The sequence below is a fragment of the Acidimicrobiia bacterium genome (assembly GCA_036396535.1).
Lineage (GTDB): Bacteria > Actinomycetota > Acidimicrobiia > Spongiisociales > UBA5794 > DASWKR01.
The window spans coordinates 52,736-79,079 of sequence record DASWKR010000051.1 but is presented as its reverse complement, the minus strand read 5'-3'; the positions used below and the strand labels follow the sequence as shown (position 1 = coordinate 79,079).

Genomic DNA, 26,344 nt, shown 5'->3' with positions numbered 1-26,344 from the left:
CAATGCCGGACCGGATCCAACCGATCGGCCAATTGGCTCGCAGCGGCGTCCGTGGTCGTGCTGGTCCTGTCCTCCTGCGGTGGTGACGACGGAGGCGAGGCACGCGACGCGGACCTCGTGGGAATGCTCCGCCGGGGTTCAGCTCGACGTCGACGAGGGAGCGGCCACCGTGATTCCTGCCAGCTCTGCAGCCTCTCTCAGGCGCTCGTCATAGGCCACGATGCCCGCCAGATCCGGCCCCAGGGTCATGGCCGCGGCTAGGTGGAGGGCGTCGAGTGACCGGAGGTCCGCAGGTGCGAGCCGGCCGGCGCGGTCAAAGGTGTCGGCGTCGATGCTGACGATGTCGCTCTCGGCGAGCAGCCGGTCGGTCCGCGCCGGGGCGCGACCTCCGGCTCGGGCAGCGGCCCGTCGGAGTTCCGTTCGGTGGAGGTCCGAAATGATCCAGCGCCTGGGCGCCAGCCACCTTCGCAGGTGCCCGGTCTCGGGCTCCGGGCGCACGAACTTGGCCAAAGCCGAGGTGTCGAGATACCAGATCGCCATCTAACGCTCGCCGGCCCGTAGGTCCGCCAGGGCATTCGTCACGGATGGCCCCTCGTCAGGAGGTAGGTCGGCGTCGAGCGCGGTGAGCACGTCGACCAGGTTGCGCCCAGAGCCCGGCGCGATCCTTCCCTCGGCGACCAGGCTGGAGTACCCGGAGCTCTCCCCAACCGGTGAGAGGCGTGCGACCGGCCGCCCTCGGTCGGTCACCACGAACGTCTCGCCTGCCTTCACCCGAGCGAGCCATCGGCTTGCGTACCGCCGGAGCTCACGAATCCCGATGGTCTCCATGTGCGACATGGTAGCACATTCGCGTTCAGGTCCGAGAGCCGGGCGTCGTCGAGGGCTGCCCGGCGCCCCACACCCACCGGCCACTTCACCCGAGAGAACCCACCCGAGTCGGTGTGACGAATGAGTAGGTGGCGGTACGTCGATGAGTAGGGACGATCACGGGGTGTGTTCGTACGCTCCGGAGCGGGGCTTGCGAGCGGTTCGTGATGCTCACGGGAGCCGTCACGATGGGCCGTGGAAAGGGGCGTTGCTGGCATGAGACGATGGACTGCCCTCGCGCTCGGCACCTTGGCGATGGTGGCCGCATGCGGTGGATCGCCCGAGGCGGGGACGCCCGACAGCAGGAATGGCGACGAGCCGTCGCAAACTCCAACCACAAGCGTCGCCGGCACCGGGGAATCGGCCGCCGACACCGGGGATACCACGGACGACATCCCTGTCTCCGGTCTCGGCCAGGCGAGCGTCACAATGGACGGAGAGACCTTCCACTTCGGACAAACCTCATTCCCGTCGCTCCGGTGCGACCCCGACATGTTCGGTGTGTTCTGGGTGGTGCTTGGCCAGGTCGACGAGCAGGGAAACGAAGTGGGAGACGGGGGGATACTGCAACTCGTCCTCGTGGGAGAAGGGTCCGATTTTGACCAACAGGGACAAGTGTCCCAGGCCACGTTCGACCTCCCGACCCGGGAGCAGTCCTGGATCGCCGACCCCGAAGAGATCGCGCTGGGCGCATTGGAGTCCGGCAGTAGCCAGGTCGATGAGTTCACGGTCGACGGCAACACGGTGACCGGCCGGGCGACGTTCTTCGAGCGGGAGACATGGTTCGCCTGGTCGGCCGGTACCGCAGAGGATTACCTGGTCGCCGCAGCCACGTTCGAGGCGAACTGCTTCGGTTGAACCGAGATGACGCCGTATGTTCTCGAGAGGCCGCTGACTCGCCGCATCGCCTTGCTCTCGACGCTGGGTCGTCGAGCCCACTTCGATCCCCTCCGGGACGCTGTGCGAAGCCCTGTGACGAGCGGACTCCGTCGCAGGCCGGATGAACGCCTCCGTCTCGAGTCCTGCCTGGCGCATGGTCGTTCGGTCAGGTCTTGGAGATCACTCAGACCGTTCTCCCCCCCGCCGCACGGCTGGGCCGGTCATGCCGGGGCGATGTTGTGGTTGCGGCGGAAGACGTTGTCCGGGTCGTAGCGCCGCTTCACTCCGACGAGGCGATCCCACGTCGGCTTGGGATAGGCCAGGCGGAGGCGATCCTCCCCCTCGTCGGCGAGGAAGCCGACATACGCCGCCTCCTCGCCACGCTGCAACTCGGAGGCAAAGTCCACGACCCACTGGGTACGGGCCGGCACCTCGGTGGGGTCGGTGTAGAAGGCGGCCACCGATGCCATATACGGCCGCCGGCGGTGGGCGAAGGCCGTGGCGTCCTCCGGCACTCGAGCCATCGCTCCTCCGAGAACCCTGAGCTGCGCCACCCGCATCGGGGCATCCGACTCGACGATGCGGGTGAGGATGGCGTCGACCGACCCGGCGTCGATGTCGTCGACGAACATGGTGCGGCCGACGGCCGTGGGGTGGAAGTCGGGCTCCTCGGGGAAGAACATCTCCGGGTAGGTGATGGGGCGCACCATGTCGGCCAGCGGCTCGGTTACGTCACGGAACGGGGCGAGCCGGGCCTCGGCACCGGCGACCGGCCCCGCATCGCAGATGATGCCCAGGAGCACCAGTCGCCCGTGAACCTCCTCGGGGAGGAACGGCATCGGCGGCGCCATCATCACGTTGGCGATGGTGGTGACGTCGTCGGGAGCAGCGGCAGCGGCGGCCAGGAAGCCGGAGACGGTCTCCGGAGTGGCGGGGAGGATGAGGAGGCCCCCTGTCACCGTGGGAAGCTCGTGGAGTCGGTAGTGGAACCGGGTGGCTACCCCGAAGTTGCCCCCGCCGCCGCGAATGGCCCAGAAGAGGTCGGGATGGTGCTCGGCGTCTACATGGAGGATGCTCCCGTCCGCCGTGACGATCTCGGCGCCGAGGAGGTCGTCGATGGTCATCCCGTTGCGTCTGGCGAGGAAGCCGATGCCGCCGGCCAGGGTGATGCCTCCGATGCCAACCGACCCGGTGTCCCCGAACCCGGTCACCAGGCCGTGGGCGCCGACCGCCTCCGTGTACTCACCGGCGGTGAGGCCCGCCTCCGCCCAGGCGGTGCGGCCCTGCGGATCGATGTCGAGGCGCTTCATGGCCGCCAGGTCGAGGACGATGCCACCGTCGCTCAGGCCGTGGCCGGCCAGGCTGTGGCCACCGCTGCGCACCGCCAACTCGGTCCCCGATCCGGCGACCGTGGTGACCACCCCCGGCACCTCGGCGGCGTTGGCGGGTCGGACGACCGCTGCCGGCCGCTGATCGAAGCCGCCGTAGAAGGTGGTGCGGCCCGTTTCATAGTCGGGGTCGTCGGGTAGATGGATCGCCCCCGGTGCCCGGGAGCGCAGTTCGCTGATGGTGGCGTCGACGGTGGTCATTGTTTGTCTCCTCGTGATGGAAGACTGAACATTAGATATCTATCAATTTGAGACCAAATCGTATGACATCGAAGGTAGCATCGGTTTGTGGCAACGGAATCCGAAGCACCCATCGGTCGCCACCTGCACTGGGTAGCCCGCATCGTGCAGAAGGCGTTCAACGACGCGCTCACCGAGGCCGGGGGCAGTCAACCCACCTGGCTGATCCTCCTCATGGCAAAGCGGGAGGCCTTCCACACCCAGCAGGAGCTTGCCCAGGCGGTCGGCATCGAGGGACCGACCCTCACATACCACCTCGACGCCTTGGAGGCACAAAGGCTCATCACCCGCACGCGGGAGCCGGCGGACCGGCGCGCCATCCAGGTGTCGTTGACCCCGGCCGGTGAGGCGCTCTTCGACCGACTCTTCGAGGCGGCCGCCGCATTCGACCGTCGCCTCCGACGAGGGGTCTCCGAAGGGGAGATCGCCACGGTGCGCGCCACCCTCACCCGGTTCGCCGAGAACGCCCGAGAGCAGTAGCCGGACACTCACGGCCGCCCATGGACACCGCATGGGGCTCTGTTGATCACAAGTCGGCGAGGGCGACGAGGCACTCCTGGCTCGGGCAACGTTCACGTCAAAGTGCCCGCAGCATCGATTGGTCCCGCTCAGGTCAGGCGGGTGCCCGATCGCAGCCGGCGCGTTCATCGCCTGGTACGGGCGACCGTGCTCTCATCCGGCGCTTCCGCCCTCAACGCCGACCCGGCCACGCGGTGGATCGACACCTGTCTGGGCAGCCGCCAGGTTCGTCGGCGCCCGTCCCGCCCCGCCGGCCGCCGCCCGCAGCGATCGGCGTCGTCGCCGCTGTTGCCTTCGGGTGCCGACCTCACGACGCGAGGCTCGCGCCGTCACCGCCGATGAGCCGGACGAACGAGGCGGGGGAGAACACCACCTCGGGTGCTCTCCCCCGCTCGATACGTTCGACGTCTGTCAGCCCTTGAAGGGGAAGGACGTCTCCTGGGTCTGGGGATTGAGGTGCCCCAGCTTCTTGGCGCCGGCCGTGACGTTGCTGCTCAGGTTCCACACGATCAGGCCCCTGGTGATGTCGGACTCGTAGATCCGCCCGTCGTACCAGTAGGTCGACCAATCTCCACCGAGCACGATCGCCGTGTCGCTCAGCGGAGCCGGGTCGGCGTACGCCACCTCGGTGACGTTGGCCGGGTCGGTGAAGTCGAGCACGCTGATTCCCGACTGGTAGTTGCCGGACACCAGCACGTACCGCTTGTCCGTGGGCACCACGTTGTAGTTGTGCCATGAGCAGTTCTCGGTCGCCGTCTGCGGCCGGGCGTGCACGAACGTGCCCAAGGGGTCGCCGCTGCGAGCCTCGTAGAAGAAGATCGTGCGGTTCACCTCCGGGCTGGTGGCCTGGCACTGCGCTTGGCCGCCCCCTCCGGGCTCGTGCCCGAAGATCAGGACCTCGCCGTCCCACGTGAACGATGCCGAGTGCCCGATCGACACCCCGGCCACGGACCGTGAGTACAGGATCTCGGGATCCTCCAGCGACCCGCCGTCGGCGGGATCCAGGCTCCAGACGCTGAACCCGTTGCCGCCGGCACACGCCGCCAGGTTGGCGGAGCCGAGGATCACCCCGGTGTCGTGGCACGCCCGGGCTGGCGGAGCCGGGTTGCTGCTCACCGTTCCGGCGGCGGGCAGACCGGCCTTGATGGTGTTGGCGTCGTCGAGCGACACCATCACCGCCGGGATCGTGATCGTGGGGTCGGTGCCACCCAGGTTTATGGGAGCCCCCGCCACGTTGTTGGCGACGATCACACCAATGGCGCCGGCCGCCTGGGCGTTGCCCACCTTCTGGGTGAAGGTGCAGGCGCCCCGGTCGACGAGGGCGATCGATCCGGCGAGGAACCCGACCAGCGGATCGCACCCCAGGGTGGGAGCCGCACTCCCGTCATCCACGACGACGATGTCGCCGCTGATGCCGGCGGCGTCGGGCGCCGGACCGAAGGCGGCGGACGTGGCCTGATAGCTGCCGGCAGCCGGGGACGGAGAATCGACGGTGACCAGGTTGGGCAACGTGCCCGGGGTGCCCGACGGCTCGAACCGCAGGTACGAAGCCGAGGCGGGGTCGCCGAGGGGTACCTCGATGATGTCGATCCCCTGGCAGGCGGTACTCGACGAGCTGCTGTAGACCAGGAGCCGGTCGTTGGCCGGGTCGGGGACGCCGGTGGCGGTGTGCGAACCGCACGGCGTCGCCACGAAGGCGAGCCCCACCGGGGCGGCAGGGTCGCTCACGTCGAAGACGTGGACGCCCTCTTCGCCGGCCGGGGTGAACACGCCACCGCAGTCACGGCCGCCCGACGGGGTTGCCGAGTTCCACGAGCGGACCAGGATGTCGTCCCAGACGACGACGTCGCCCTGGTTGCCGGTGGACACGCCCTGGACGCAGTCGTCGAAGTTGGTCACCTCCACCGGATTGTCCGGTTCGGTGATGTCGATCACCCGGAAGCCTTCGTAGGTTCCCTGGTAGGCGGTCTTGCCCCAGAACGCCAGGTCGGAGTTGAAGAGCCCCGCTCCGGGCCCCGACGGCGGTACCACCCGGGCGGTGTAGCCCATCGGGTGCATGTTCTGGGTGTAGTCGAACGTGGCCACGGCGTCTTCGACGGGTTCGGCGGCCGCGACGCCGGGTTGCGTCCACAAGGCGACGGCGGCCAGCACGACGACCAGTCTTCGCGTGCGCATGTCTTCTCCTCTTGGGGGTTCGATGAGCGCGGAGCCTGCCCAGTGTCACCAGGCTTGGGCGACGGAGGCTTTCCGTAAGCCTGCGGGTCGTTGGCGTCCACACCCTGCAGTGGCACCGGACCCCTTGGCGGTGCCGCTCACAAGCCTATGTGAACGATTGCGAGGTGGCTGGGCGGATTTTCCCACTCTGACCGCGAAACCGGGCCATCCGGCGTGGGCAAGATCAGCTTGCTGCGACTGTGCGCCCGCCTAAACGTCATCGACCGCGGTCGGATCCTCGATCGGGGTCAGGACGTCGCCCCCCTCGACCCGCTCGTGTTGCGGCGCCGGGTGGGCATCGTGTTCCAGACCCCGCGGTTGCTCCCCCACTCAGTACAGGACACCTGACGTTGGCCTCACCCGAGGCGCGGGTCCGGGCTCGACCTGGCCGGTTGACGGGTCATGGACCTGGTGTTCCTCTCAGGCGATCTGGGTTTGGTGGAGGATCGCGTCGGTGATGCGCTGTGCGTCCTCATCGATGCCGAGAATGACACCGGACTTGCGTTTTGAGAGCCACGGAAACCCGACGAAATAGATACCAGGGACATCGCTGATACCGTTGCTGTGTACCGGTCTTCCGGTGTCGTCGGTGACGGGGAGGTCAATCCAGGAGAAGTCCGCCGTGAACCCGGTGGACCAAACGATCGCAGCGACGTTCGCCTCCTCGAGGTTCAATGTGGTGAGAAAGTCCACGTCCTCGTGAGGTGGCAGTGGCACGTCGGCAGGATCGGGCACCCTGCCGACGACGCCGGGGCTCGTCTCCTCGATGTGAGCGTCGATCTTGTCGCTCATCTCCTTGGAGCGAGCGTCGGCATTCCGGATGTACTCGATGACGCGGTCATCGGTGATGAGTTCGCCTCCAACAACATCTTCGAGACGCCCCATCAAGCGGGCACCACTTCGGGCGAGTTGTTGATAGCTGACGCTGTGACCCCGCGGCCCGACGCCCGAGACCAGCGGGTTGATCGCCTTCAACGTTGCCGGATCGTCTACGTCGTCCGTTGCGACGTCCCACATCCCCATCTCGAGCCACCAGTCCATGAAGTCTCGTCCCCGGTAGCTTCGAGGGACACGGGGCGCGCTGCTGATCGAGAAATACACGATGCGGCCTGCATCGAGGAGGTCTTCCACGATCTGGCCGCCTGATTGACCACCTCCGACCACGACAACGGCCCCGGCGGGCAGTAGGTCCGGCGACCGGTACGTCCCGGTGTGCAGCTGGACGACGTTGTCGGGGATCTTCGAACTGATCGGAGGAATGCGAGGCGACTGCAGGATCCCGGACGCAACGACCACCGAGTCGGCGAGGTAGGCCACGGTCTCGCCGTCGCCTCGCCCGGTAACCAGATAGCGCCCGTGATCGCGAGCCGGACCGACACCCGTCACCGTCACGCCGGTGCGAACCGGCAGGTCGAACCGATCCACATACTCTTCGAACGATTCGGCCAACTCCACATGCGTCATGAAACCAAACGGATCAGGCCCGGCGTATTCCGCTCCCGGAAGCCCATTCATCCAATTCGGGGTGTTCAGACAGAAGCTGTCCCACCGCTGTGAACGCCAAGTCTCCCCCACCCGGCCCTGTTCCAGCACAAGGACGTCAACGCCAGACTCGACAAGGTGATATGCGACGCCGAGACCTGCCTGACCCCCGCCGACAACCACCACGTCAACCCGAACTCGCGTCACCATCGACACCCTTCATAGAACACGTCGGCCCTAATCGGTTCCTGGATCGACGGTTGACGAGTCCCGGGGGCCACGTCATGGACCTCCAACACTACTCAGGCATCGCCACTGTGCCTCATCGCCCTGGTCGGCGTCCTTGGCTCGGTCAGCGTCCAATCCCGGATCGAAGCGACGATGTTGCCGTCCGCCCCGGGTCAGGGCCGACGCTGATGCGGGATTCGCGGGAGGATCCGGGGTCACACCTGTGACGCGCTCAAGCTGTGCCTGTTTGTCACGAAGATGAGAAACGGCAACAGCGCCGCGATCAGACCGGCGCCGACAAAGAACGTGGTCCTGATGCTGGTGGCCGAGGCGATGAGCCCTCCGAGGGCCGTTGCCACCGGGAAAGCTCCTTTTCGCCCATTGCTCTCATGTCGTAGTGCGGGGCACCGGCGCCCCTTGCGTCGCGGGGAGCGCGGTCCACAGCGCCACGGCGAGGGCCAGGTAACCGGCGGCCGCCGGGCCGAGATGGAAGAAAATCAACGCCGACACGAACATCGCCACATAGGTGATCGTCTTGGCGCCGGAGCGTCTCAAGGCGAGCCCGGCGGCGAGTGCCACGATCAGCCACATGCCCTGGCCGAGGACACCGAGCAGCGACATTGTGCCCCCGACGGCGCCGCTGTCGAACAGCGCATCGGCCGCCGTCATCTCGCCTTCCCCGGAGAGGATCCCGGTGGCGATGCCAGCGACGGCGTCGAAGGCCGAGAACCACGCCGCCCAGGCCACGATGCTGATCCTTGCGACGAGCGCCCAGGCACCGGAGATGCCGTCGAGGACGTGGAGCACTCCGATGGCGACGAACGGAGCAATGAACAGCTGCAGGTAGTGGATGCCGAGCCAGCGGGCGTTGCTGGTACCGGTGTAGGAGGACGGGTGGAAGAGCACGGCCACTCCCCACACCGCGGCGAGGACGACCGCCAAGAGGACCAAGACCCTCCTGCCGTAGCCGCCGTCCGAACTCGCGTTTCCGGTCATGACCGACCTCCAGGACTTGCGCCGCAATGGTCCGCAGCGACCGTCGCACCCTAGGGCTCCGGTCTCGGGCGATGCGGTGGTGGCCGACGGTCGTGTAGCGTCGGTGCGCATGGAGATCCCACAGTCGGTTCGCGATCTGGTCGCAACCGGCCCATTGGGGCACCTGGTCACGCTCGACCCTGACGGCACTCCGCACGTGACCCTGGTGTGGGCCGGTTTCGACGGTGACGAGTTGGTATTCGCCACGTTCCCCGACCAGCACAAGCTGGAGAGCATCCGCCGCGACTCCAGGGTCGTCGTCTCATTCCAGGCCAAAGAGAGCTCGAGCGGTGCGCTCCACCCCTACGCCGTGATCACGGGCCGGGGGCGTGTCACGGCCGGCGGGGCCCTCGAGTGGATGGATCACCTCGCCCATTTCTACGTCGGTCCCGGCGAGAAGTTCCCGATGCGCGACGTGCCGGCCGGCTTCGTGGTCCGGGTCAGCGTCGACCGGATCTACGGCGTAGGCCCTTGGGGCCACGACTTCTGAGACCGCCGCCATCCAATCGATCGATCGCTCCGTGGGCGGTCCACCAGCCACCGGGACCGTGATCCGTAGAAAGCGCGTGGTAAGGGTTGACTTACGGTAAGTGATTCCTTACTGTCCTCATCATGAGCGGCGAACAGTTCGAGGCGCTGGCGGCACCCACGAGGCGCCGGATCTACCAACTGCTCCTTGACCGGCCCCGGTCGGTGGGAGAGCTGGCCGAGCAGCTGCCCGTGAGTCGGCCGGCAGTGTCACAGCACCTCAAGGTGCTCGTGGACGCTCGGCTCGCCCGAGTCACCACGGTGGGCAACCGCCACGTCTACTCGGTGGACGCGGAGGGGATGGCCGCCCTCCGCGCCGCCGTCGACGAGATGTGGGACACCGCCATGGGTCGGTTCGCCGGCTTCGTTGAGAGAGAGATGGAGGATGCGATGGAGATGGTTCAGATCGAGCCGGTCGTCAAGACGATCACGGTGCAGGGGGAACCCGGTGTGGTCTTCGAGCTGTTCACGAGTCGGATCGATGAGTGGTGGCCGAAGCAGACCCACTCCGTGGGCGGCAGCGACGCCGATCGAGTGGCGGTCGAACCCGGACAGGGTGGGCGCATCTACGAGGTGACCCGCGATGGTGTCGAGCACGACTGGGGCGAGATCACGGCCTGGCAGCCGGCGGCGCGGCTTGCGCTGACCTGGCACCCGGGCATGGCTGCCTCACAGTCGACCCACCTCGAGATCACGTTCCGAGCGACGGCCGAGGGGACCGAGGTGACGTTGGTTCACGACGGGTGGGAGGCCCGTGGCCCCAGCGGGCCCGCCCTGCGCGATGAGTACGACACCGGCTGGGATGTGGTCCTGCGTCAGATCCCCGGACCGACTCCGGCGTGACGTGAGAGGGTGGGCTCCCCGGCGTGACCGGGGAGCCCACCCGGCACTGCTTCGCCATGCACGATCAGCGGGCTCTGGGACGTGTTCTGGGAAGGCCGCTGACCGGCACTCAGAACCGGTGGCGGGTGTGAGTGAATGTGACCTCGCCGTAAGCGAGGACCATGGTGGTGCGGCGGAGCACACGACGTCTGCGCCGACCTCGTGGTGGAAGGATCCCCCGTCCTGCACCTGCCATCTCCCGAACCCGGTGCCTATGCTCCGCGTACCCACGGCGGAACGAGGAGACCAGATGGAGTACATACTCCATCACGACGTGAAGCCGACCCGCAGCGCGGAACGAGCCCGGCCTCGGCAGGCGGGCGCTCTACCAGGGCGCGGGCGAGGTGAACAGCCTCCCGGGCACGTGACGACGAGCCGATCCTTCGTGCCAGCATCAGAGCCGTGGCAGAGGTACGACGTCGGACCACGGTCCGAATGATCGACGATCAAAGGAGAATCCGATTCCCAAGTATGTGAGCTTGTTCAAGTACACCGGGGCGATCGAAGGTGGTGGCCCGGAGCGGTTCGGCAAAGCGCAGGAGATCGTCGCAGCCGAGAGCTGTGAGATCCTTGCGGTCTATGGCCTTCTGGGCGCCCACGACGTTTTGGCTGTCGTCGAGTGTCCGGACAACCGAGCTGCGATGAAGGTCGCGGCAAAAATAGGCAATCTGATCGGCGCCAAGTCCGAAACGATGCCCGCAGTGGATCGGGACGAATTCCTCGAGCTGTTGACCGAGCTGTAGTTCCATCGTCGACCGCAATCGAACGATGGCGCAGAGCAGGCCGGAGAGCGGTGACGGGATGGGCAACGTGACGATCCGACCGGCCTACGGCATGTGGCCCCAGTACAACCGGCGCCTCCGCGGCGTCGTTGCGGCGATGACCGATGAGGAGCTGGCGATTCGGGCGTCGCCCGAGCGTTGGCCGATCTGGGCGACTGTGGGCCACACCGCCTGCCAGCGAGTGTTCTGGCTGTGCGACTTCGCCGGGGAGCCCGGCGCCGAGACCACGCCGTTCACCGACGCCGCCCACAACTGCCCCGGGGACGACGACCTCGACCACCCGCTCGACGCCGATGAGCTCATCGAGGCTCTGAACTCGTCTTTCCGCATCGTCGAGAAGTGTCTGGACAGATGGACCGTGGGCATGCTCGCCGAAGAGCTCCGTCGCGAGGACTACGGCGAGGACTGGGTGCACACCCGCGGCTCGGTCATCCAGCGGGTCTTCAGCCATGACGTCTACCACTGCGGCGAGCTGTCGCAGACTCTGGGGATCGCCGGTCTTCCGCAGATCGACCTCTGGGACTGACGGACCCGGGTGACGTCGAGGGGCATCGCCGAACCCAACCCGAGGCAGGCCGACCCGGAGGAGCCGTGTCACATCACCCTCGAGTGGTTGTCCCGCTTGCCGTCGCGCCGGAGGCCGGACCGACCACCAGGTAGGTGGGCACCCTCCCCAGGCCTCGGAGCTCGACGGGACCGCACGGCTCGAAGACAAACCGGCCGTTCACCATGAGGCGGGTCTGCTCACTGACGTGGACCCGCCCGGCCACCCCGCTCTGCTCCAACCTCGCGGCTATGTTGACCGTGTCTCCCCATACGTCGTAAGCGAACTTCCGACTGCCGATGACACCACCGGCTGCCGGGCCCGAATGGACGCCGACGCGCAGCGATACCTCGGGCCAGTCGCCCGCCGCACCGGCGGCCACCATCGCCAGTGCCAGATCGACGACCCGCTCGGCGTGGTCCGTGAGGGGCTCCGGCAGGCCTCCCACCGCCATGTAGGCGTCGCCGATGGTCTTGATTTTCTCCAGGCCGCGGGCGGTGACGAGATCGTCGAAGTGCGAGTACAGCCCACTCAGCATGGCAATCACCTCAGAGGGGGACAGACGGGCGGAGAGCGGCGTGAACCCGACGATGTCGGCGAAGACGATCGAGACGGAAGGGAAGCTGTCGGCGATCGGGAACTCGCCTCCCTTGAGACGCTCCGAGACGGATGCGGGAAGGATGTTGAGGAGGAGCCGGTCGGAGGTGCGGCGCTCCTCGTCGATCGCTTCGGCCTGGTCGACGATCACGAGCTGCTGGTACCACACACGGCGCCGGTCGTGCTCGAGCAGGCGCAGGGCGAGGAGCGTGCCGACCGCAGCCAGCACGAAGAAGAAGCTGTCGACCACGAGGCTGCCATCGCCGTCGAACGCCGCTACCGCGACGAAGAACCCGGCGGCGATGATGACGGTGCGGAGGGCGGCGAAGACGAACCGGGTTCGGGAGACGAAGCCGAAGACGAACAGGATCATGATCCCGGCCACCGCGTACCCCTCGAAGAAGTCGGCAACCCTTGCCAGCCCGATGATGACCAGGCCGTTCGCCGCGGTGAGCAACGACGCGACGAGGTGCTGCCGGTTCAATGTGGCCGCCCAGCGACCCAACAGCAAGCACAGCGTGCTGACTGCAGCCATCGAACCACCGACGGCGATGGTGAGACCGAACGACAGGTCGGTGCCGAGCGGGACGAGCACGCTCGCCGCCAGCCAGGCAACGATCGATGCGGCGCAGATGATTCGATAGCCGCCGGCGGCGACCGCACCCTCCTCGACCTGGTACCGATGCTCGAGCTCGGCGTCGAGGAATCCGACGGTCAAGGGGTGGAGGGCACCGCGATCGATCAATCCCACCATACGGCCAGCCTACCGGTCGTGCTGAACAGGTCTTCGAGTCGGGGTCCGACGCGGTCGAGATCGGGCATGGGCACGCATGCGCTGCAGGGACAGGCGGTCGCCTGGCTGACGTCCCGCCCGACGGCGGAACCCGAAGGAGCAGCGCTCGACGGAGTCCAACGGGAGTGACCCATCCAGCTTGCCCGCCGGCGCGGCCCGTCTGCGTCTCGACCTGCCGATACACTCTCGGCCGGCATGCAGGGTTCGTCGACACCGATCACCGTCGTCTTCACCGACATCGAAGGAAGTACCAGGCTCTGGGATGGCCAGGGCGACGCGATGAGGGTGGCCCATGCCCGACACAACCAAATCCTGACCGAGACCGTCGGCCGTTTCGACGGACGGGTGGTCAAGGACAAGGGTGATGGGTTCATGTTCGTCTTCGACGACCCGACCAGGGCGGTTGAGGCGTCGTCGGCGATCCAACGTGCGCTTCACGAGGAAGACTGGCCGGGGGGAGTGGGGCAACTCCTGGTGCGGATAGCCCTCAGCACCGGTGTGGTGGAGAGCCGGGACGGCGACTTCTACGGGCCGGATGTGAATCGGGCGGCACGTCTCGAGGCGATGGCGCATGGTGGCCAGGTGCTCCTCTCGGAGTCGACCCGTGCCCTCGTCCAAGGACGCCTCCCCGACGAGCTGGGCTTCATCGATCTCGGGCGGCAGCAGTTGCGGGGGATCACTCGTGAGGAACGTGTGTTCCAACTGGTGATCCCGGGTCTGCCCGACAACTTCCCGCCGCCGCGAAGCGCCAAGACCCGCGGTCGGCCCCTCCCCACCTTCAACACCGGCTTCTTCGGCCGAGGGCCGGACGTGGATCGGCTCGCCGGGATGCTCGAGGATGGAGCCCGCCTGGTCACGTTGCACGGGGCCGGCGGGATCGGCAAGACCAGGCTGGCTGTCGAGACCGCCCGGCGCTTCGAGACCGCGATGCCCGGCGGCATCTACTTCGCCGACCTGGCCCCTGTCTCCGGTCCCGACGGGGTCGCCCTCGCCTTTGCCGAATCGGTCGGCATCCATCCCGAGGGAACCGCCGACATCGTGGACCTCGTGGCTGAAGGGCTGACTACGTCGACCTTGGTCGTCGTCGACAATTTCGAGCACGTGGTCGACGCCAGCCCCGTGATCGCCCGACTCCTCGCCTGCTGTCCGGACCTCCGTCTCATAGCCACCAGCCGCACCCCGCTCGGAATCGCCGCCGAGCGGATCTGTCGGATCTCTCCCCTGCCCGTCGCCGGTGACGACGAGGCGAGCCCGGCCGTCGCCATGTTCATCGACCGGGCCTCGGTGCAGGGCATCACCCTCACGGACTCGGATGAACCGCTGGTCCGGTCGATCTGTCGCCGTCTCGACGGGCTCCCCCTCGCCATCGAACTGGTTGCGGCAAGGACGAGGATGCTCAGTCTGGCGGACCTCGACCGCATGCTCTCTCGCTCCCTCGACGCTCTGGGCACCGCGGGAGCGGACGCCCCGGAGCGTCATCGCACGATCCGCAGCACCATCGACTGGAGCCTTCAGGCCACCAAGCCGAGCCAGCAGTCGGTGTTCGCCCGTCTGTCTGCCCTGCCGGCCGGGGCCTCCCTGGCCATGTTGGAGCAGGTCTGCGCCGTCGGGCAGGAGGGCTCGCTGCTCGAGGACATCGAGGCCCTCGTCGACACCTCACTGGTCCACGCCATCACCGACCTCCCCGGTGGGACACGATTCCGGCAACTCTCGTTGTTGCGCGAGTACGGCGCTGAGCTGCTCGAGGCTGCCGGTGAGACGGGATCCACGCGCGACCGCCTCGTCGACTCCTACGTGGGCAACGCTCCATCGATGCGTCGCCGCCTCGAGACTTCGGGTGATGCCGACGCCGAGATCGTGGTCGATCACGCCAACCTCATCGCGGCCATGGAGTGGACCATCGAGAGCGGCCGGGCGGCCGACATGGCCGACGTGCTCCTCGATATCTGGATCTACTGGTACAACGGCGATCGGCTGTCTGATCTCGTTAGCTGGCTGCAGCGGGTAGACAGCAGGGCGGAGGGCCCGGCACTCGACTGGCTGGTCGGCTTCACGTCGATCCAGCGGGGCGACACGGCGGTGGCCGCCGAGAGGGTGCGGGCCGCTCTCGACGGGTTCCGGCAGCGCGGCAACGAGCACGGGGAGGCTTTGGCCGCCACATTCCTCGCCGGCGTTCTCGAGGACCCCGGTGAAGCACGAACCTTGCTCGACCGGGCGCTGGTCATCTTCGAGCGTCTCGACGACCCGGTGGGTCGGCTGGTGGCGATGCTCTCTGTGAGCTTCATCGACGGGCAGATCGGTGACTTCGACTCGCTGATCCGCCTCCGGGAGGAAACCCTCGCCGAAGCGGAGCGCCACGACTACGGCCTCCTCATCGCCTGGATGCGATGGAACCTCGGTCTCGCCTATCTGATGGTGGGTCGCCTCGAAGATGCGGCCGTCGCCTTTGGCGAGGCGTTCGAGTTCATGGTCGGTGCCCGCTACCAAGAGGGAATCGCCTCGTGTTCTCACTGCATCGGGTCCCTCGAGGTCGCACGGGGCCGGACTGAGAGCGGGGTCGTCCTGATCGCCGCATCCGAGGCTGCCTTCGAGCGGCTGGGCTTGGCCTTCTGGTTCGAAGACATCCAACAGGCGGAGGTTGCGGTCGAGGCTGCCAGAGCCCATCTCGGCGGCGAAGCGTTCGAGGCGGTTCACAGTGACGGCCGTCGGATCGGTATGGCCGAGCTCATCGAGTCGACCCGGACCGCCCTGGCCGGCGCAAGGGGCTGAGAGCGCCGCCCCGAGAGCGCGCCGGCCGTGCGGGAGACGCAGGCGGATCGGTCGCTCGACAAGAGGTCATGGCGTCGCGGAGGCAGAGATCTGCATCGACGCCACGACCAGGTCGATCAGAAGCCGGACGAGTGCCTGGCGACGGTGTCGTCGTGCTGCGAGTGCTGGTCTTGACGCGACAGGAGTTGCTGAGCCGCGGGTGGCACGACTGAGATCGTCCCACCGGGGCCCGCGGAGCTCTCCGCCGCCGACCAGTCGTCGAAGATCACCACCGCCACGAAGTCGACTTCGGTACTCGCAGTGGCTCGGCGCCACAGTATGTCCCCGCCTCTCAGCCTGGGGACAACTGCGGCGATGATGCTTGGAACGATGGTCGTGCCGAGTCGCCGTCGTAGACGTCGGCGTTGCCGGCCGTGGTCCACTCGTGCGAGATGTGAACGATCATTGACGGCCTCCTCGACCGTTCCCTCGTGTATACTGAGTATGATACTTGGTATACCGACGAGGAAGAGGTCATGAGTGTTCGTCACGCGCTGCTGGCCGTACTGAGCGAAGGACCGATGTACGGCCTGCGGCTGCAGCAGGAATTCGAGTCGAGAACCGGTGAAGTGTGGCCATTGAACGTCGGGCAGGTGTACACGACGCTGCAGCGGCTCGAGCGCGACGGCCTCGTCGAGGGCGACGACGACGCAGGCGAAGGTCCGCAGAAGGCTTATGCCATCACCCCGTCGGGTCGCCGCGGGCTCGACGAGTGGCTCCGCACCCCGCCGGGGACGGAGCCTCCGCCGCGTGACGAGTTGGTGATCAAGGTCTCGGTGGCGCTGCGGGTTCCGGGGATCGACGTCCACGAGGTCATCCAGGCCCACCGCCGGCACTCGGTGGAGACGATGCAGCGATACACCAGAGTCAAGGCGCAAGCAACCGACGACGACGTGGGGCTGGCCCTCGTGGTGGATGCCGAACTGTTTCGGCTGGAAGGGGTGGTGCGGTGGCTGGACGCCGCCGACGCTCGACTCAGCCGGCGCCCGACCGTTGGAGTCGTGCCCGATGGGGTCGAGCGCGTCGGTCCACAGCCGGCCCGGGCAGGTGGGCGATGACCGCGTTGCTCGAGCTACGCAAGGTCTCCAAGATCTACGGATCGGGGGCCGCCGAAGTGCAGGCGCTCCGCGACATCGATCTGTCAGTCGAGCCGGGCGAGTTGGTCGCCGTGATGGGGCCGAGTGGGTCCGGCAAGAGCACCCTGCTGACCATCGCCGGAAGCCTCGAAGATGCAACCAGTGGCGAAGTGGTGGTCGGTGGATCGGACGTCTCGGAGCTGGCGCTCGACGCCCGGGCGAGGCTGCGGCGCCGCTCGATCGGATATGTCTTTCAGGACTTCAACCTGCTCGGCGGGCTGACCGCTCTGGAGAACGTCACGATGCCGCTCGAGCTCGACGGCATGAGAGCGCGCCGTGCCCGCGCCGCCGGCATGCTCGGGCTTGAAGCTCTCGGCGTTGCCGACAAGGCGGAACGGTTTCCCGACGATCTGTCCGGCGGCGAGCGCCAGAGGGTGGCGATCGCCCGGGCAGTGGTCGGGGACCGCCAGCTCTTGCTTGCCGACGAGCCGACCGGTGCCCTCGACTCGGTCAGCGGCGAGGCCGTCATGCGCTTGGTGCGAGCCACATGCCAGGGTGGCGTGGCCGGCGTAGTCGTGACCCATGACGCCCAACTGGCGTCGTGGGCCGATCGGGTCGTCTTCCTGCGCGACGGACGAGTCGTCGACCAGACCACGCCGCCGTCCGGTCCGGACTCGCTGCTGGCATCGGGTCTCGGTTGATGGGCACGGCCGGGGCCGACGCGACCGGATCGGCCGGTGACACTGGTGGTGCCGCCCGGCGGGCGCTGATTCGCTGGGCGTTGCGCATGTTCCGTCAGGAGTGGCGACAGCAGGTGCTCGTGTTGTCGCTGCTCACACTGGCGGTGGCCGCCGCCGTCGGGGTGGGGACCGCTGGCTACAACCTCGCTCCGGTAGCGGGAAACGCCGAGTTCGGCACCGGCAACCACTTCTTCAGCTTCGACGGCCCCGACAGTCAGGCGCTCGTTGCCAACGCAGCAGCCGCCGAGGATTGGTTCGGGACGGTCGACGTCATCGGTCACATCCCCGTCTCCGTACCGGGGCGGTTCGAGCTCCTCGAGTACCGCGTTCAGGATCCGACCGGCGCCTACGGCGCGCCACTACTGACCGTGGTGGAGGGGCGCTACCCCGGCGACGGAGCCGAGCTGGCGGTCACCGACGAGGTGGCCGACGAGTACACAGCCGGAATCGGCGCCGCGTTCGACTTGGACGGGACCACGCGGACGGTGGTCGGCATCGTCGAGAACCCGAGCGACCTGGACGACGAGTTCGTCTTGATAGCGCCCACCGTCGACGTCGAGTTGGGCTCGATCACGATCTTGGTCGACGCCGACGAGGACGCGGTGCTCTCCTTCCGGCCGCCGGGTGGCGGTGACAGGAAGATCTCGTCGCGGGGAGGCCCCGGTGTTGCGATAGCCGTCGCGGTCGGCCTGCTCGGCGTCACGACCGTTGCCCTGTTGCTGGTAGGCCTGCTGGCATCGGCAGGTTTCATGGTCATCGCGCAGCGCCGGCGGCGCCAGCTCGGCATGTTGGCGGCGATCGGGGCAACCGAGCGTCATCTTCGGCTGGCCCTGGTGGCGAACGGTGCCGTGGTAGGCGCCGTTGCCGCGGTGGCGGGGACGGCGATTGGCGTCGCGGGATGGATCGCGGCGCAGCCGCGGCTCGAGGCCGCCGTCGGATACCGCGTAGCCCGCTTCGACTTGCCCTGGTCGCTGATCGCGACCGTCATGGTCTTGGGTGTGCTGTCCGCCACCGGAGCCGCGTGGTGGCCGGCCCGGATGGCGTCCCGGGGTTCGATCGTGCACGCGCTGTCGGGGCGACCGGAGCGACCGCAGGCGATCCAACGGTCGGCCGCGCTGGCCGGGATCCTCGTTTCGTCAGGTGTCGTCGCCCTTTCCATGGCGGGCCCGGTAGCCGACGACAGAGCAGTCCATTGGGGCGACGTCGGTCTGGTAGCTGGCGGCACCGTGGCAGTCGTCGTGGGTGTCCTGCTGGCAAGCCCGCTGGCGATCCGTGCCTTGGCGTCGCAGGCCGCTCCCTTCCCGATCGCAGCTCGGGTGGCGCTGCGCGACCTGGCGCGATACCAGTCACGGTCGGCGGCGGCGCTGGCCGCCATCACGCTGGCTCTGGGTATTCCGATTGCGATCGTCGTCGCCGCGACCGCGGCACAACACACCGCCGAAGCCGGCAACCTCGCCGACAACCAGCTCCTTGTTCGCACGGCCGACTTCGACGGACCATTCATCCCAGACGCCGCGCACCTCGCCGTCCTCGAAGCAAGCGTCGACGACCTCGTCGAATCACTCGACGAATCCAGCGCCATCGCGTTGAATGTCGCCGTCGATCCGACCATCGAGAACGACTCGACCTTCGTCGGCCGCATTGCAGCCACAATCGCCAGGAGGATCGACGACGGGTGGGGAGATCTGTCGCTCCTGTACGTCGCCTCGCCCCAGATACTCGCACTGCACGGGCTCGACGTGGGCGCCCTCGACCCCGAGACGGATATCGTGACCAGCGAGTCCGGCGAGCTGAGCATCCTGGGCAAGGCACGACCCGGCACCGAGATGGAGAGGATCGAGATCCTCACCGGTGTCGCCGCCCTTTCCTCCACCTACACGTCGCTGCCCGGCACGTTCATCATCCCCGAGGCCCTGGGCAGGCTCGGCCTGGAAGCAGTCGGATCGGGCCGGTGGCTCATCGAGTCAGGCCACGCTCTCACCAGCGAAGAGCTGATGGCGTCGCGTGACCTGGCGGCCGGCGGCGGACTCACCATCGAGACCCGCGACCACCAGACCGGTCTGGCCAGGCTGCGTTCGGGAGCGACGGCCATCGGGATGCTCCTCGCCCTTGGGGTGCTTGCGATGACCGTCGGGCTGATCCGCAGCGAGGCGGCCGGCGACCTCCGGATCCTGACGGCGACCGGGGCGACGAGCACGATTCGACGAGCCGTGACCGCCACCACGGCCGGCGCCTTGGCGGCCCTAGGCGTCGCCCTCGGCGGAGCCGCCTCCTTCATCGTCCTCGGCGCCGGATACCTCGACGCCGTCGACACCCTCGTCCGGCTACCGGTCCTCCATCTCGTGCTCATCGCTGCCGGCACGCCCACGGCCGCGGCGCTCGCAGGCTGGCTCCTGGCCGGCCGCGAACCGCCGGTGGTCAGCCGGAAGCCGGTCGGATGAAGGTGGTCGCGTCGTGATCGCCGTCCCTGCGCGGATTCGTCGATCGAGAAGCCGTGAAGCGACTCCGCTTCACGCGCCCCGATGGGCCGCCGCCGGTCGTGACGCCGCTGTGGAAGTGCGGCCCGGCGAGTAGGGCCGTTGAGCCGCGGGTGGCACCCGACCCGGCAGCGCCCGTGCCGAATCGGGGGTCTCCGTAGACTCAGCGCGATCGAGCCGAGGAGGACGCAAACGTCTGATGCTCTTGGAGCCCGCGACGACGGGCAAGCCCCGCGCCCGGGATGGCTGGGACGCCTGCCCGGCTGGGTCGGACGGCTTGCTGATGTCGGTATCCATGAAGAGGACTCCGAGCAAGAGCGGCTCAAGAAGGCCGCCCTCACGTTGGTGGTCGTGCTCATCGCCGTGCTCAGCGTGGTATGGGTCGGCACGTATGCGCTGCTCGGGCTCTACGTGTCGATGGGGATCCCGTTCGCCTACCAGATCGTCGCCATCGTCAGCTTGACCCTGTTGTCCAGAGGTGGCGACTTCGACCGGTTCGTCCGGCTACATTTCGTCCTCTGGCTCACCCTGCCGCCTCTGCTTCAGGTCAGCCTCGGTGGATTCGTGGCATCGAGTGGTGTGATCCTCTGGGCTCTCGTTGCCGCCCTCGGAGCCTTGATCTTCACTCGCCATCCCATTCGGTGGTTCGTCGCCTACACGCTGGTGGTCATCCTGTCAGGGATCGCCGAGCCCCTCCTCGATCCAGCCCCGATTCCGGCGGTGCTCAACCTGGTCTTCTTCGTGGTCAACATCGGAACGGTCTCCGGAGTCGTCTACTTCGTCCTGCGCTACTTCATGGGAGGCCTGGCGACGGAGCGCGACCGCTCCGAGCGCCTCTTGCTGAACGTGCTGCCCGCATCGACCGCCAGGCGGCTCAAAGCCGGCGAGGGGCGGATTGCCGACCGCGTCGAAGAGGTGGCGGTGCTCTTCGCAGACGTCGTCGACTTCACACCGATCTCCGAGAGCTTGTCACCCGAGGAGATCGTTGAGATGCTGGACGATCTGTTCTCTGCGTTCGACGCCCTCGCCGACCGCTGGGGACTGGAGAAGATCAAGACCATCGGCGATGCGTATATGGCGGTCAGCGGTGTGCCGGTCCCGGTGCCCGACCCCGCCGGGGCGGCCGCCCGGATGGCGATCGAGATGGTCGAGCAGGCGCCACGGGTGCGTGAGTCGCTGGTCTTGCGTGTCGGGATGGATGTGGGGCCGGTCACTGCGGGCGTCATCGGGAAGCGCAAGTTCGCGTATGACCTGTGGGGCGACACGGTCAACACGGCGAGCCGTATGCAGTCCCACGGTGTTCCCGGGAGGATCCAGGTGACCCAACGTGCCTTCGAGCTTCTGCGTGACCGCTTCGCGTTCGAGCCCCGCGGCCCGATCGAGGTCAAGGGTAAGGGTGTCTTGCAGGCCTATCTGATGCTCGGGCCCAAGGTCGGCGACGGGCACGGGACAGAAGCCGTGCTCCAGTCGCAGCGCGGCCCGTGACTGGAAGTCACAACCCTGCGACGCTCGCTCAACATTTCCGCTCTTGGCGTCCCCGGCACGCTCCCGGCGGAGCGGAGGGTTCAAGGAGGCGGCGCATCGGGCCGGCACGTGCGACCGGGGTCGTTGTGGTCGTTAGCGTGTATGTTCCTGAGCGATAGCGCGGTTGCCGATGGAGGCCGAAAGAGATCATGGATGACGAGCGGTCGAAGGCCAAACGGGAGCGTGACGAGCGCCTGAACGAACGGGCTCGGAACGACCAAGAGAGGCTGGCCGAGCGTGCCGGCCATGAAGAAGAGCGCCTGATCGGTCGCGCCCGCGACGACGAAGAGCGAGCGGCCGAGCGTGACCGCCTCCATTCGGGGGAGGCGCTGGAGCGTGAGGCGGCGGACCGGGCGCGCCGCGACGAGCGTGAGGCGGCCGACCGGGCACGCCGAGCCGAGCGCGAGCTGGCGACCCAGGCGCGCCGGGCGGAGCGCGAGGTGACAGATCGGGCTCGCCGCGAAGCGCGCGAAGCGGCCGATCAGGAACGGCGCGACGCCAGGCAAGCCTGACCGTCGAGAATCCGGCGTCAGTGCCGGCCGGTGATCGGCGCCAGGCTGGCCGACCGGGCCGACGGTGACCCTGCGAACCCCATCTCCGGAGCAGTGACGCGCCCGCTAAGGGAGGCGTCCAATCACTGTCCACGGGCGAGCGCGGCGTATTGTGATGGGCAGCAACAGGAAGGTGCGAGGATGAGAAAGACCGCCTTCATCGCTTCGATCGTGATCGGCGCGCTGCTCATCGTCGGAGGGATCGCGACCTGGGTCGTGGTGAGCAACACGCTCGACGAACAGGAGATCACGGTCGCCGACGATGCATCGTGTCTCGGCGGTGACGAGGTGAACGGGCCGTTCAGCGCGTACTGCCAGGCCAAGGTCATCGATAAGCACGCCCTCGAGGCCACCGGCGGCCTGCACTACTCCGAGCTCGAGCGAGATGACCCGCTGCGTGCGACCGCGGCGAGCGCGGCATTCCTGCAGGCCTCACTGTTCACCTCGGTGGTGGCGTTTGGGGTGGCCGGAATGGCGATCCTCACCGGGATCTTGTTCATACTCATCGGTTTGGGTATCAGGGACGTCGCGGGGCGAGCCGGCCGCGGCATGTAGCGAGATTCGAAGACCGAGCTCGTCAGCGGAGGAGGCTCCGTCGAGATCGCCCGGATCGCTGGGACCCGCCAGGAGACAACCAGACGCAGCTCGACGTGGCTTCGATCGGGTCCGCGGTGACGCTGATGGCGTGAGACGGCCGGACGACCGACTCGACCGAAGGCGCGCCGGCCGAAGGCGTTGATGTGGGGGCGTCGGGCGCGAGCTCAGGGTGTGCGATGCCGACGAGGGTCGGCGATCACTTCGGCGGCAGGTTCTCGGCGAATGCGACGCCCTGGTCGATCCACGAGGCGAGGTCGGCGTCGGAGGCGATCCCCTCGGGCGAGACGACGATCCAGCCGCGCATCGGCCTGGCGGACAGATCGAACATCCGGGCGCCCGGTCGAGCCACTGCCTCGTCGTGGGCTTCCTTGCCGACTCTGACCATGAGGTCGTCGGCGCTGACGCCAACGGCCATGTTCCCGTTCACCAAGAAGGCGATCCCGCCGAACATCTCCTTCTCGGACAGGCCCTTCATGGCCCCGAGGTGGGCGCGGATGTCGTCCGCCAGACCCTGGTTGTACGCCATGGCCGAGATGCTACGCCTGGTCACCACCGGCATCGTCGCATCCGCGGCGCCGGCATCGCGTGGTAAACGGGCACCGTCGTGGATGTGGCCGTCAAGACGGCGTTGCATGTCGACCCCGAGGCGGCACGAGTACGTCAAGCACCGTTGTCAGCCGAGCGTTGGTGCGTTACATCGATCTCATGGGTCCGGCGAGGTCACCGCATGGCGGCGGGCTGGCGACGGCCATCGTGGTCGGGGCATCGACGGTGTCTGTCGTCGCTGTTTCGTCGGGCCATCCAGCCGTGGCCGAAGTGGTCGGAGGAGGACTCGTCACGGCTGTCGCGGCCCGCTTGGCAGCGAGCTTGGCTCACCGCGTAGTCGAAGAGACCGAACCCGCTCTGGCGTTGCGGTGGGACTTGCTCCTCGTTCTCTCCATTCTGGCCGGCCTTGCCGGCGTTGCCGTCATGGCGCTGGCCCTTCGGTGAGTCGACCGACGTCATTTCCGTGTCAGGGTCGTTCCGAGATGCGCTAGCAACGCGTTAACGCCGGACGACTGAGAACCCGGAGGCGACAACACTTGGAAACGCGCCGTCCGATTCGGGCGGCGTGTTCTGTTTCTCGGAGCCGGATTGCGTCCAGCGCGAGAGCGCCTCGCAACGAGAGGAAGACCGTTGACAGGTCGATCCAACGTGAGTCTCAAGCGGAGACTCTTCGGCAGGCCCTTCGCCACCTTCGAAGAGCACCAACAGTTGCTTCCCAAACGGCTGGCGCTCCCCGTGTTCGCATCCGATCCGCTCTCCTCCGTGGCGTACGCGACCGAGGAGGCGATGCTCGTGCTGGCGCTCGCCGGCACGGCTGCCTTCAGCGCGTTGGCGCCCTTGTCGCTGGCAATCGCGATCCTTCTGTTCATCGTGATCGTCTCGTACCGGCAGACGATCAAGGCGTACCCCGACGGTGGTGGAGCCTTCATCGTCTCGAACGACAACCTCGGCATCCGGACCGGGACGGTTGCGGCGTCTGCCCTCCTCACCGACTATGTGCTGACCGTTTCCGTATCCGTTGCGGCCGGTGTCGCCGCCATCACCTCGGCCGCCCCCGACCTCATCCCATGGCGCGTCGAGATTGCTCTCCTCTTCGTGCTCCTGTTGACCATCGCCAACTTGCGCGGGGTCAAGGAGGCTTCGACCATCTTCGCTGCTCCCACCTATCTGTTCGTGGCGACCGTCGGGGTCATGCTCTTCGTAGGATTCGCGGCCTGCCTCGACGGCGAATGTCCGAACGCCATCTCGTCCGGGGCCGCCTTAGAGCCGGAAGTTGGCGCCCTCGGGATCTTTCTGGTCCTCCGGGCGTTCGCCTCGGGCTCGACCGCCCTCACCGGCGTCGAGGCGATCGCCAACGGGGTGCAGGCATTCCGCGAGCCGAAGGCACACAACGCGGCGACGACGCTCGGGATCATGGGCGTCATCTCGATCTCGATGTTCTTGGGGATCTCGACGCTGGCCCGATGGTTCGACGTACGGATCTCCGAGGGCACGATCGACCAGTACGGGACCGTTGTCTCGCAGATCGGCCGCGCCGTCTTCAACGAGGGAGCCGGCTTCTACGCCCTGCAGGTGTTCACGGCGGCCATCCTCATACTGGCCGCCAACACGGCGTACCAGGACTTTCCGCGACTTTCGGCGATCCTCGCGCGGCACAAGCTGATGCCTCGGCAGTACCTCAATCGAGGCGATCGCCTCGTCTTCTCGAATGGGGTCGTGACGCTTGCGGTGATGGCGTCGATCCTGCTCGTCGTGTTCGACGCGGAAGTGAGCCGCCTCATCCAGCTCTACGTGGTGGGCGTCTTCACCGCCTTCACTCTCAGCCAGGCAGGCATGGTGCGACATTGGGTGAGAACCAGGGAGCCGCAGTGGAGGCGGTCGGTGATCATCAACTCGGTCGGGGCGTTCACCACCGGCGTCGTTCTGATCGTCGTGGCGACCGTGAAGTTCGTGCATGGGGCATGGATCGTCATCCTCATCGTGCCCACCCTCGTGGCCCTGATGTTGACCATCCGCCGGCACTACATGAGCGTGGCGACCCAGCTCAGGCAGGTCCCAGTCACCGCAGAGTCCCGTCCGACGAGGCTCATCGTGCTCGTCGCCCACCACGACGAGGGAACCGACCGTGCCCTGCGCTACGCGGAGCTCATCAACTCTGAGGCGCTGAGCTGCGTCCACGCCGAGGAGCCCCGGTCGGACGACCTCGTGTACGCATGGGACTCCGCCCATCCCGGCTACGCGCTCGAGATCATCCCTGGGGAGCGCGATTCCATCTCGAAAAGGGTCGTCGAGCGGGTCCGCCTCGAACGAGACGCCCACCCCGACACCATCATCACTGTGATCCTCGCCGACAGAGTACGGATCCGCTCGATCCTCGCCCCGTTCGCCCACCGGCACAGTCTGGCGATCAAGTCCCGACTGCTCTTCGAGCCGGGTGTCGTCGTCACCGACCTCAACGTGTTGCGACGGTCGCGACGGAGCCGCTTGGTCCAGATCCCCATCGGACGCATCGAACAGGTGGTTCTCATCTCCGACTTGACGAGGCCGATCAGGGAGACCCTGGCATACGCTCAGCGTCTCGGTCCACCGGTCACGGCGATTCACATCGACGTGGATGCGGACCAGAGACAGAGGCTGGAGAGTCAGTGGCAGGATGCCGGCTACCAGATACCTCTGGTCATCGTCGCCAGCCCGTACCGCAGCATCGTCGACCCGCTCGTTCGGTACGTTCGCGAACGGAGACGTGCCGCGGTGCCCGGAACGTTGATAACGGCGGTCATCCCGGAGTTCGTCGTGCCAGGTCGAGTTCCGCAGCTTCTCCACAACCAGACGGGCCTCGCCATCAAGGCAACCCTCGCCGGGGAGGCGGGGATCGCGGTGACCAGCGTTCCTTACCACCTGCGCAGCAACGGCGATCTGCGCACCGTCGAGCGTGCCGGGCCCGACGCCGACACGCCGGACGGGTAGGCGTCCGGAATCTCGATGAACATCACGGCCCGCTAAGTCCCGGTGAAGTCGGCGAACCGGCGCGCAAGGAACCCGTCAAA

The 26,344-nt window shown here is 67.3% G+C and carries 26 protein-coding genes; 16 read left to right on the top strand and 10 right to left on the bottom strand.

All coding sequences use genetic code 11. The annotated features are described in order from the left end of the window. Positions 1 to 138 precede the first annotated feature (138 nt). Together VGC47_09030 and VGC47_09025 are read right to left on the bottom strand one after the other, a co-directional pair. On the bottom strand, positions 139 to 540 hold the full coding sequence (locus tag VGC47_09030) for a type II toxin-antitoxin system VapC family toxin (protein ID HEX9855444.1): 402 nt from the start codon (positions 538 to 540) through the stop codon (positions 139 to 141). Beyond that, on the bottom strand, positions 541 to 828 hold the full coding sequence (locus VGC47_09025) for a type II toxin-antitoxin system prevent-host-death family antitoxin (GenBank protein ID HEX9855443.1): 288 nt from the start codon (positions 826 to 828) through the stop codon (positions 541 to 543). A gap of 255 nt (positions 829 to 1,083) precedes the next feature. Here VGC47_09025 and VGC47_09020 point away from each other — a divergent pair, with 255 nt between their 5' ends. After that, a complete protein-coding gene (locus VGC47_09020; GenBank protein HEX9855442.1) occupies positions 1,084 to 1,725 on the top strand; it encodes a hypothetical protein in 642 nt (213 codons plus the stop codon). A 242-nt stretch (positions 1,726 to 1,967) separates the two neighbouring features. On the opposite strand, the gene VGC47_09015 is transcribed toward VGC47_09020, so the two are convergent. Beyond that, a complete protein-coding gene (locus tag VGC47_09015) occupies positions 1,968 to 3,335 on the bottom strand; it encodes an FAD-binding oxidoreductase (GenBank protein HEX9855441.1) in 1,368 nt (455 codons plus the stop codon). Between the two features lie 87 nt (positions 3,336 to 3,422). Between VGC47_09015 and VGC47_09010 the strand changes: the two genes are divergently transcribed. After that, a complete protein-coding gene (locus VGC47_09010; GenBank protein HEX9855440.1) occupies positions 3,423 to 3,854 on the top strand; it encodes a MarR family transcriptional regulator in 432 nt (143 codons plus the stop codon). A 450-nt stretch (positions 3,855 to 4,304) separates the two neighbouring features. Here VGC47_09010 and VGC47_09005 read toward each other — a convergent pair whose 3' ends face one another. After that, positions 4,305 to 6,068, bottom strand: a complete 1,764-nt coding sequence (locus tag VGC47_09005) for a PA domain-containing protein (protein HEX9855439.1) — start codon at positions 6,066 to 6,068, stop codon at positions 4,305 to 4,307. Positions 6,069 to 6,281: 213 nt separating this feature from the next. Between VGC47_09005 and VGC47_09000 the strand changes: the two genes are divergently transcribed. Then, positions 6,282 to 6,455 carry a hypothetical protein gene (locus tag VGC47_09000; protein HEX9855438.1) on the top strand — a complete coding sequence of 58 codons (174 nt, stop codon included), beginning with the start codon at positions 6,282 to 6,284 and terminating at the stop codon, positions 6,453 to 6,455. Positions 6,456 to 6,527: 72 nt separating this feature from the next. Here VGC47_09000 and VGC47_08995 read toward each other — a convergent pair whose 3' ends face one another. From VGC47_08995 to VGC47_08985, 3 genes are all read right to left on the bottom strand, one after another. Further along, entirely contained in the window at positions 6,528 to 7,148 is a 621-nt protein-coding gene (locus VGC47_08995) for a hypothetical protein (GenBank protein ID HEX9855437.1), read from the bottom strand. Positions 7,149 to 8,032: 884 nt separating this feature from the next. Beyond that, positions 8,033 to 8,176, bottom strand: coding sequence for a hypothetical protein (locus tag VGC47_08990; GenBank protein ID HEX9855436.1), 144 nt, complete (start codon positions 8,174 to 8,176; stop codon positions 8,033 to 8,035). 28 nt (positions 8,177 to 8,204) lie between these two features. After that, a complete protein-coding gene (locus VGC47_08985; protein HEX9855435.1) occupies positions 8,205 to 8,813 on the bottom strand; it encodes a hypothetical protein in 609 nt (202 codons plus the stop codon). A gap of 109 nt (positions 8,814 to 8,922) precedes the next feature. Between VGC47_08985 and VGC47_08980 the strand changes: the two genes are divergently transcribed. From VGC47_08980 to VGC47_08965, 4 genes are all read left to right on the top strand, one after another. Next, complete coding sequence (locus VGC47_08980; GenBank protein HEX9855434.1) at positions 8,923 to 9,342, top strand: PPOX class F420-dependent oxidoreductase; 420 nt, start codon at positions 8,923 to 8,925, stop codon at positions 9,340 to 9,342. 122 nt (positions 9,343 to 9,464) lie between these two features. Continuing rightward, complete coding sequence (locus VGC47_08975) at positions 9,465 to 10,223, top strand: metalloregulator ArsR/SmtB family transcription factor (GenBank protein ID HEX9855433.1); 759 nt, start codon at positions 9,465 to 9,467, stop codon at positions 10,221 to 10,223. Between the two features lie 518 nt (positions 10,224 to 10,741). Next, positions 10,742 to 11,005 carry a GYD domain-containing protein gene (locus VGC47_08970; GenBank protein ID HEX9855432.1) on the top strand — a complete coding sequence of 88 codons (264 nt, stop codon included), beginning with the start codon at positions 10,742 to 10,744 and terminating at the stop codon, positions 11,003 to 11,005. 67 nt (positions 11,006 to 11,072) lie between these two features. Next, positions 11,073 to 11,570, top strand: a complete 498-nt coding sequence (locus VGC47_08965; protein HEX9855431.1) for a DinB family protein — start codon at positions 11,073 to 11,075, stop codon at positions 11,568 to 11,570. A gap of 73 nt (positions 11,571 to 11,643) precedes the next feature. Here VGC47_08965 and VGC47_08960 read toward each other — a convergent pair whose 3' ends face one another. After that, positions 11,644 to 12,939, bottom strand: a complete 1,296-nt coding sequence (locus VGC47_08960) for an adenylate/guanylate cyclase domain-containing protein (GenBank protein ID HEX9855430.1) — start codon at positions 12,937 to 12,939, stop codon at positions 11,644 to 11,646. A 234-nt stretch (positions 12,940 to 13,173) separates the two neighbouring features. On the opposite strand from VGC47_08960, the gene VGC47_08955 reads away from it, so the two are divergent. Continuing rightward, positions 13,174 to 15,747, top strand: a complete 2,574-nt coding sequence (locus VGC47_08955) for an adenylate/guanylate cyclase domain-containing protein (GenBank protein HEX9855429.1) — start codon at positions 13,174 to 13,176, stop codon at positions 15,745 to 15,747. 116 nt (positions 15,748 to 15,863) lie between these two features. Here VGC47_08955 and VGC47_08950 read toward each other — a convergent pair whose 3' ends face one another. Next, complete coding sequence (locus tag VGC47_08950; GenBank protein HEX9855428.1) at positions 15,864 to 16,025, bottom strand: hypothetical protein; 162 nt, start codon at positions 16,023 to 16,025, stop codon at positions 15,864 to 15,866. Positions 16,026 to 16,262: 237 nt separating this feature from the next. Here VGC47_08950 and VGC47_08945 point away from each other — a divergent pair, with 237 nt between their 5' ends. The 6 genes from VGC47_08945 (at position 16,263) to VGC47_08920 (ending at position 22,709) form a co-directional block, all read left to right on the top strand. Continuing rightward, positions 16,263 to 16,844, top strand: coding sequence for a PadR family transcriptional regulator (locus VGC47_08945; protein HEX9855427.1), 582 nt, complete (start codon positions 16,263 to 16,265; stop codon positions 16,842 to 16,844). Next, positions 16,841 to 17,563: an ABC transporter ATP-binding protein gene (locus VGC47_08940; protein ID HEX9855426.1), complete on the top strand. Its 723-nt coding sequence runs from the start codon at positions 16,841 to 16,843 to the stop codon at positions 17,561 to 17,563. The genes VGC47_08945 and VGC47_08940 overlap by 4 nt, the downstream gene beginning before the upstream one ends. Continuing rightward, on the top strand, positions 17,563 to 20,043 hold the full coding sequence (locus tag VGC47_08935; GenBank protein HEX9855425.1) for an ABC transporter permease: 2,481 nt from the start codon (positions 17,563 to 17,565) through the stop codon (positions 20,041 to 20,043). The genes VGC47_08940 and VGC47_08935 overlap by 1 nt, the downstream gene beginning before the upstream one ends. A 381-nt stretch (positions 20,044 to 20,424) precedes the next feature. Then, positions 20,425 to 21,564 carry an adenylate/guanylate cyclase domain-containing protein gene (locus VGC47_08930; GenBank protein HEX9855424.1) on the top strand — a complete coding sequence of 380 codons (1,140 nt, stop codon included), beginning with the start codon at positions 20,425 to 20,427 and terminating at the stop codon, positions 21,562 to 21,564. Between the two features lie 188 nt (positions 21,565 to 21,752). Continuing rightward, positions 21,753 to 22,115 (top strand): hypothetical protein, encoded by a 363-nt coding sequence (locus VGC47_08925; GenBank protein HEX9855423.1) that lies wholly within the window; start codon positions 21,753 to 21,755, stop codon positions 22,113 to 22,115. Between the two features lie 180 nt (positions 22,116 to 22,295). Continuing rightward, positions 22,296 to 22,709: an aromatic ring-opening dioxygenase LigA gene (locus VGC47_08920; protein ID HEX9855422.1), complete on the top strand. Its 414-nt coding sequence runs from the start codon at positions 22,296 to 22,298 to the stop codon at positions 22,707 to 22,709. Between the two features lie 238 nt (positions 22,710 to 22,947). Here the strand turns inward: VGC47_08920 and VGC47_08915 are convergent, their stop codons facing one another. Further along, complete coding sequence (locus tag VGC47_08915; protein ID HEX9855421.1) at positions 22,948 to 23,301, bottom strand: TfoX/Sxy family protein; 354 nt, start codon at positions 23,299 to 23,301, stop codon at positions 22,948 to 22,950. A gap of 137 nt (positions 23,302 to 23,438) precedes the next feature. On the opposite strand from VGC47_08915, the gene VGC47_08910 reads away from it, so the two are divergent. Continuing rightward, positions 23,439 to 23,741: a hypothetical protein gene (locus VGC47_08910; GenBank protein ID HEX9855420.1), complete on the top strand. Its 303-nt coding sequence runs from the start codon at positions 23,439 to 23,441 to the stop codon at positions 23,739 to 23,741. A 186-nt stretch (positions 23,742 to 23,927) separates the two neighbouring features. Next, positions 23,928 to 26,264, top strand: coding sequence for an APC family permease (locus VGC47_08905; GenBank protein HEX9855419.1), 2,337 nt, complete (start codon positions 23,928 to 23,930; stop codon positions 26,262 to 26,264). Positions 26,265 to 26,344: the final 80 nt, after the last annotated feature.

Excerpts from the sequence above, each read along its gene's own strand:
- VGC47_08940 (HEX9855426.1), top strand. The coding sequence starts at position 16,841 with ATGACCGCGTTGCTCGAGCTACGCAAGGTCTCCAAGATCTACGGATCG.
- VGC47_09025 (HEX9855443.1), bottom strand. The coding sequence starts at position 828 with ATGGAGACCATCGGGATTCGTGAGCTCCGGCGGTACGCAAGCCGATGG.
- VGC47_09020 (HEX9855442.1), top strand. The coding sequence starts at position 1,084 with ATGAGACGATGGACTGCCCTCGCGCTCGGCACCTTGGCGATGGTGGCC.
- VGC47_08920 (HEX9855422.1), top strand. The coding sequence starts at position 22,296 with ATGAGAAAGACCGCCTTCATCGCTTCGATCGTGATCGGCGCGCTGCTC.
- VGC47_08960 (HEX9855430.1), bottom strand. The coding sequence starts at position 12,939 with ATGGTGGGATTGATCGATCGCGGTGCCCTCCACCCCTTGACCGTCGGA.
- VGC47_08925 (HEX9855423.1), top strand. The coding sequence starts at position 21,753 with ATGGATGACGAGCGGTCGAAGGCCAAACGGGAGCGTGACGAGCGCCTG.
- VGC47_08995 (HEX9855437.1), bottom strand. The coding sequence starts at position 7,148 with ATGGACTGGTGGCTCGAGATGGGGATGTGGGACGTCGCAACGGACGAC.
- VGC47_08955 (HEX9855429.1), top strand. The coding sequence starts at position 13,174 with ATGCAGGGTTCGTCGACACCGATCACCGTCGTCTTCACCGACATCGAA.
- VGC47_08935 (HEX9855425.1), top strand. The coding sequence starts at position 17,563 with ATGGGCACGGCCGGGGCCGACGCGACCGGATCGGCCGGTGACACTGGT.
- VGC47_08975 (HEX9855433.1), top strand. The coding sequence starts at position 9,465 with ATGAGCGGCGAACAGTTCGAGGCGCTGGCGGCACCCACGAGGCGCCGG.
- VGC47_09030 (HEX9855444.1), bottom strand. The coding sequence starts at position 540 with ATGGCGATCTGGTATCTCGACACCTCGGCTTTGGCCAAGTTCGTGCGC.
- VGC47_09015 (HEX9855441.1), bottom strand. The coding sequence starts at position 3,335 with ATGACCACCGTCGACGCCACCATCAGCGAACTGCGCTCCCGGGCACCG.
- VGC47_08945 (HEX9855427.1), top strand. The coding sequence starts at position 16,263 with ATGAGTGTTCGTCACGCGCTGCTGGCCGTACTGAGCGAAGGACCGATG.
- VGC47_08980 (HEX9855434.1), top strand. The coding sequence starts at position 8,923 with ATGGAGATCCCACAGTCGGTTCGCGATCTGGTCGCAACCGGCCCATTG.
- VGC47_08985 (HEX9855435.1), bottom strand. The coding sequence starts at position 8,813 with ATGACCGGAAACGCGAGTTCGGACGGCGGCTACGGCAGGAGGGTCTTG.
- VGC47_09005 (HEX9855439.1), bottom strand. The coding sequence starts at position 6,068 with ATGCGCACGCGAAGACTGGTCGTCGTGCTGGCCGCCGTCGCCTTGTGG.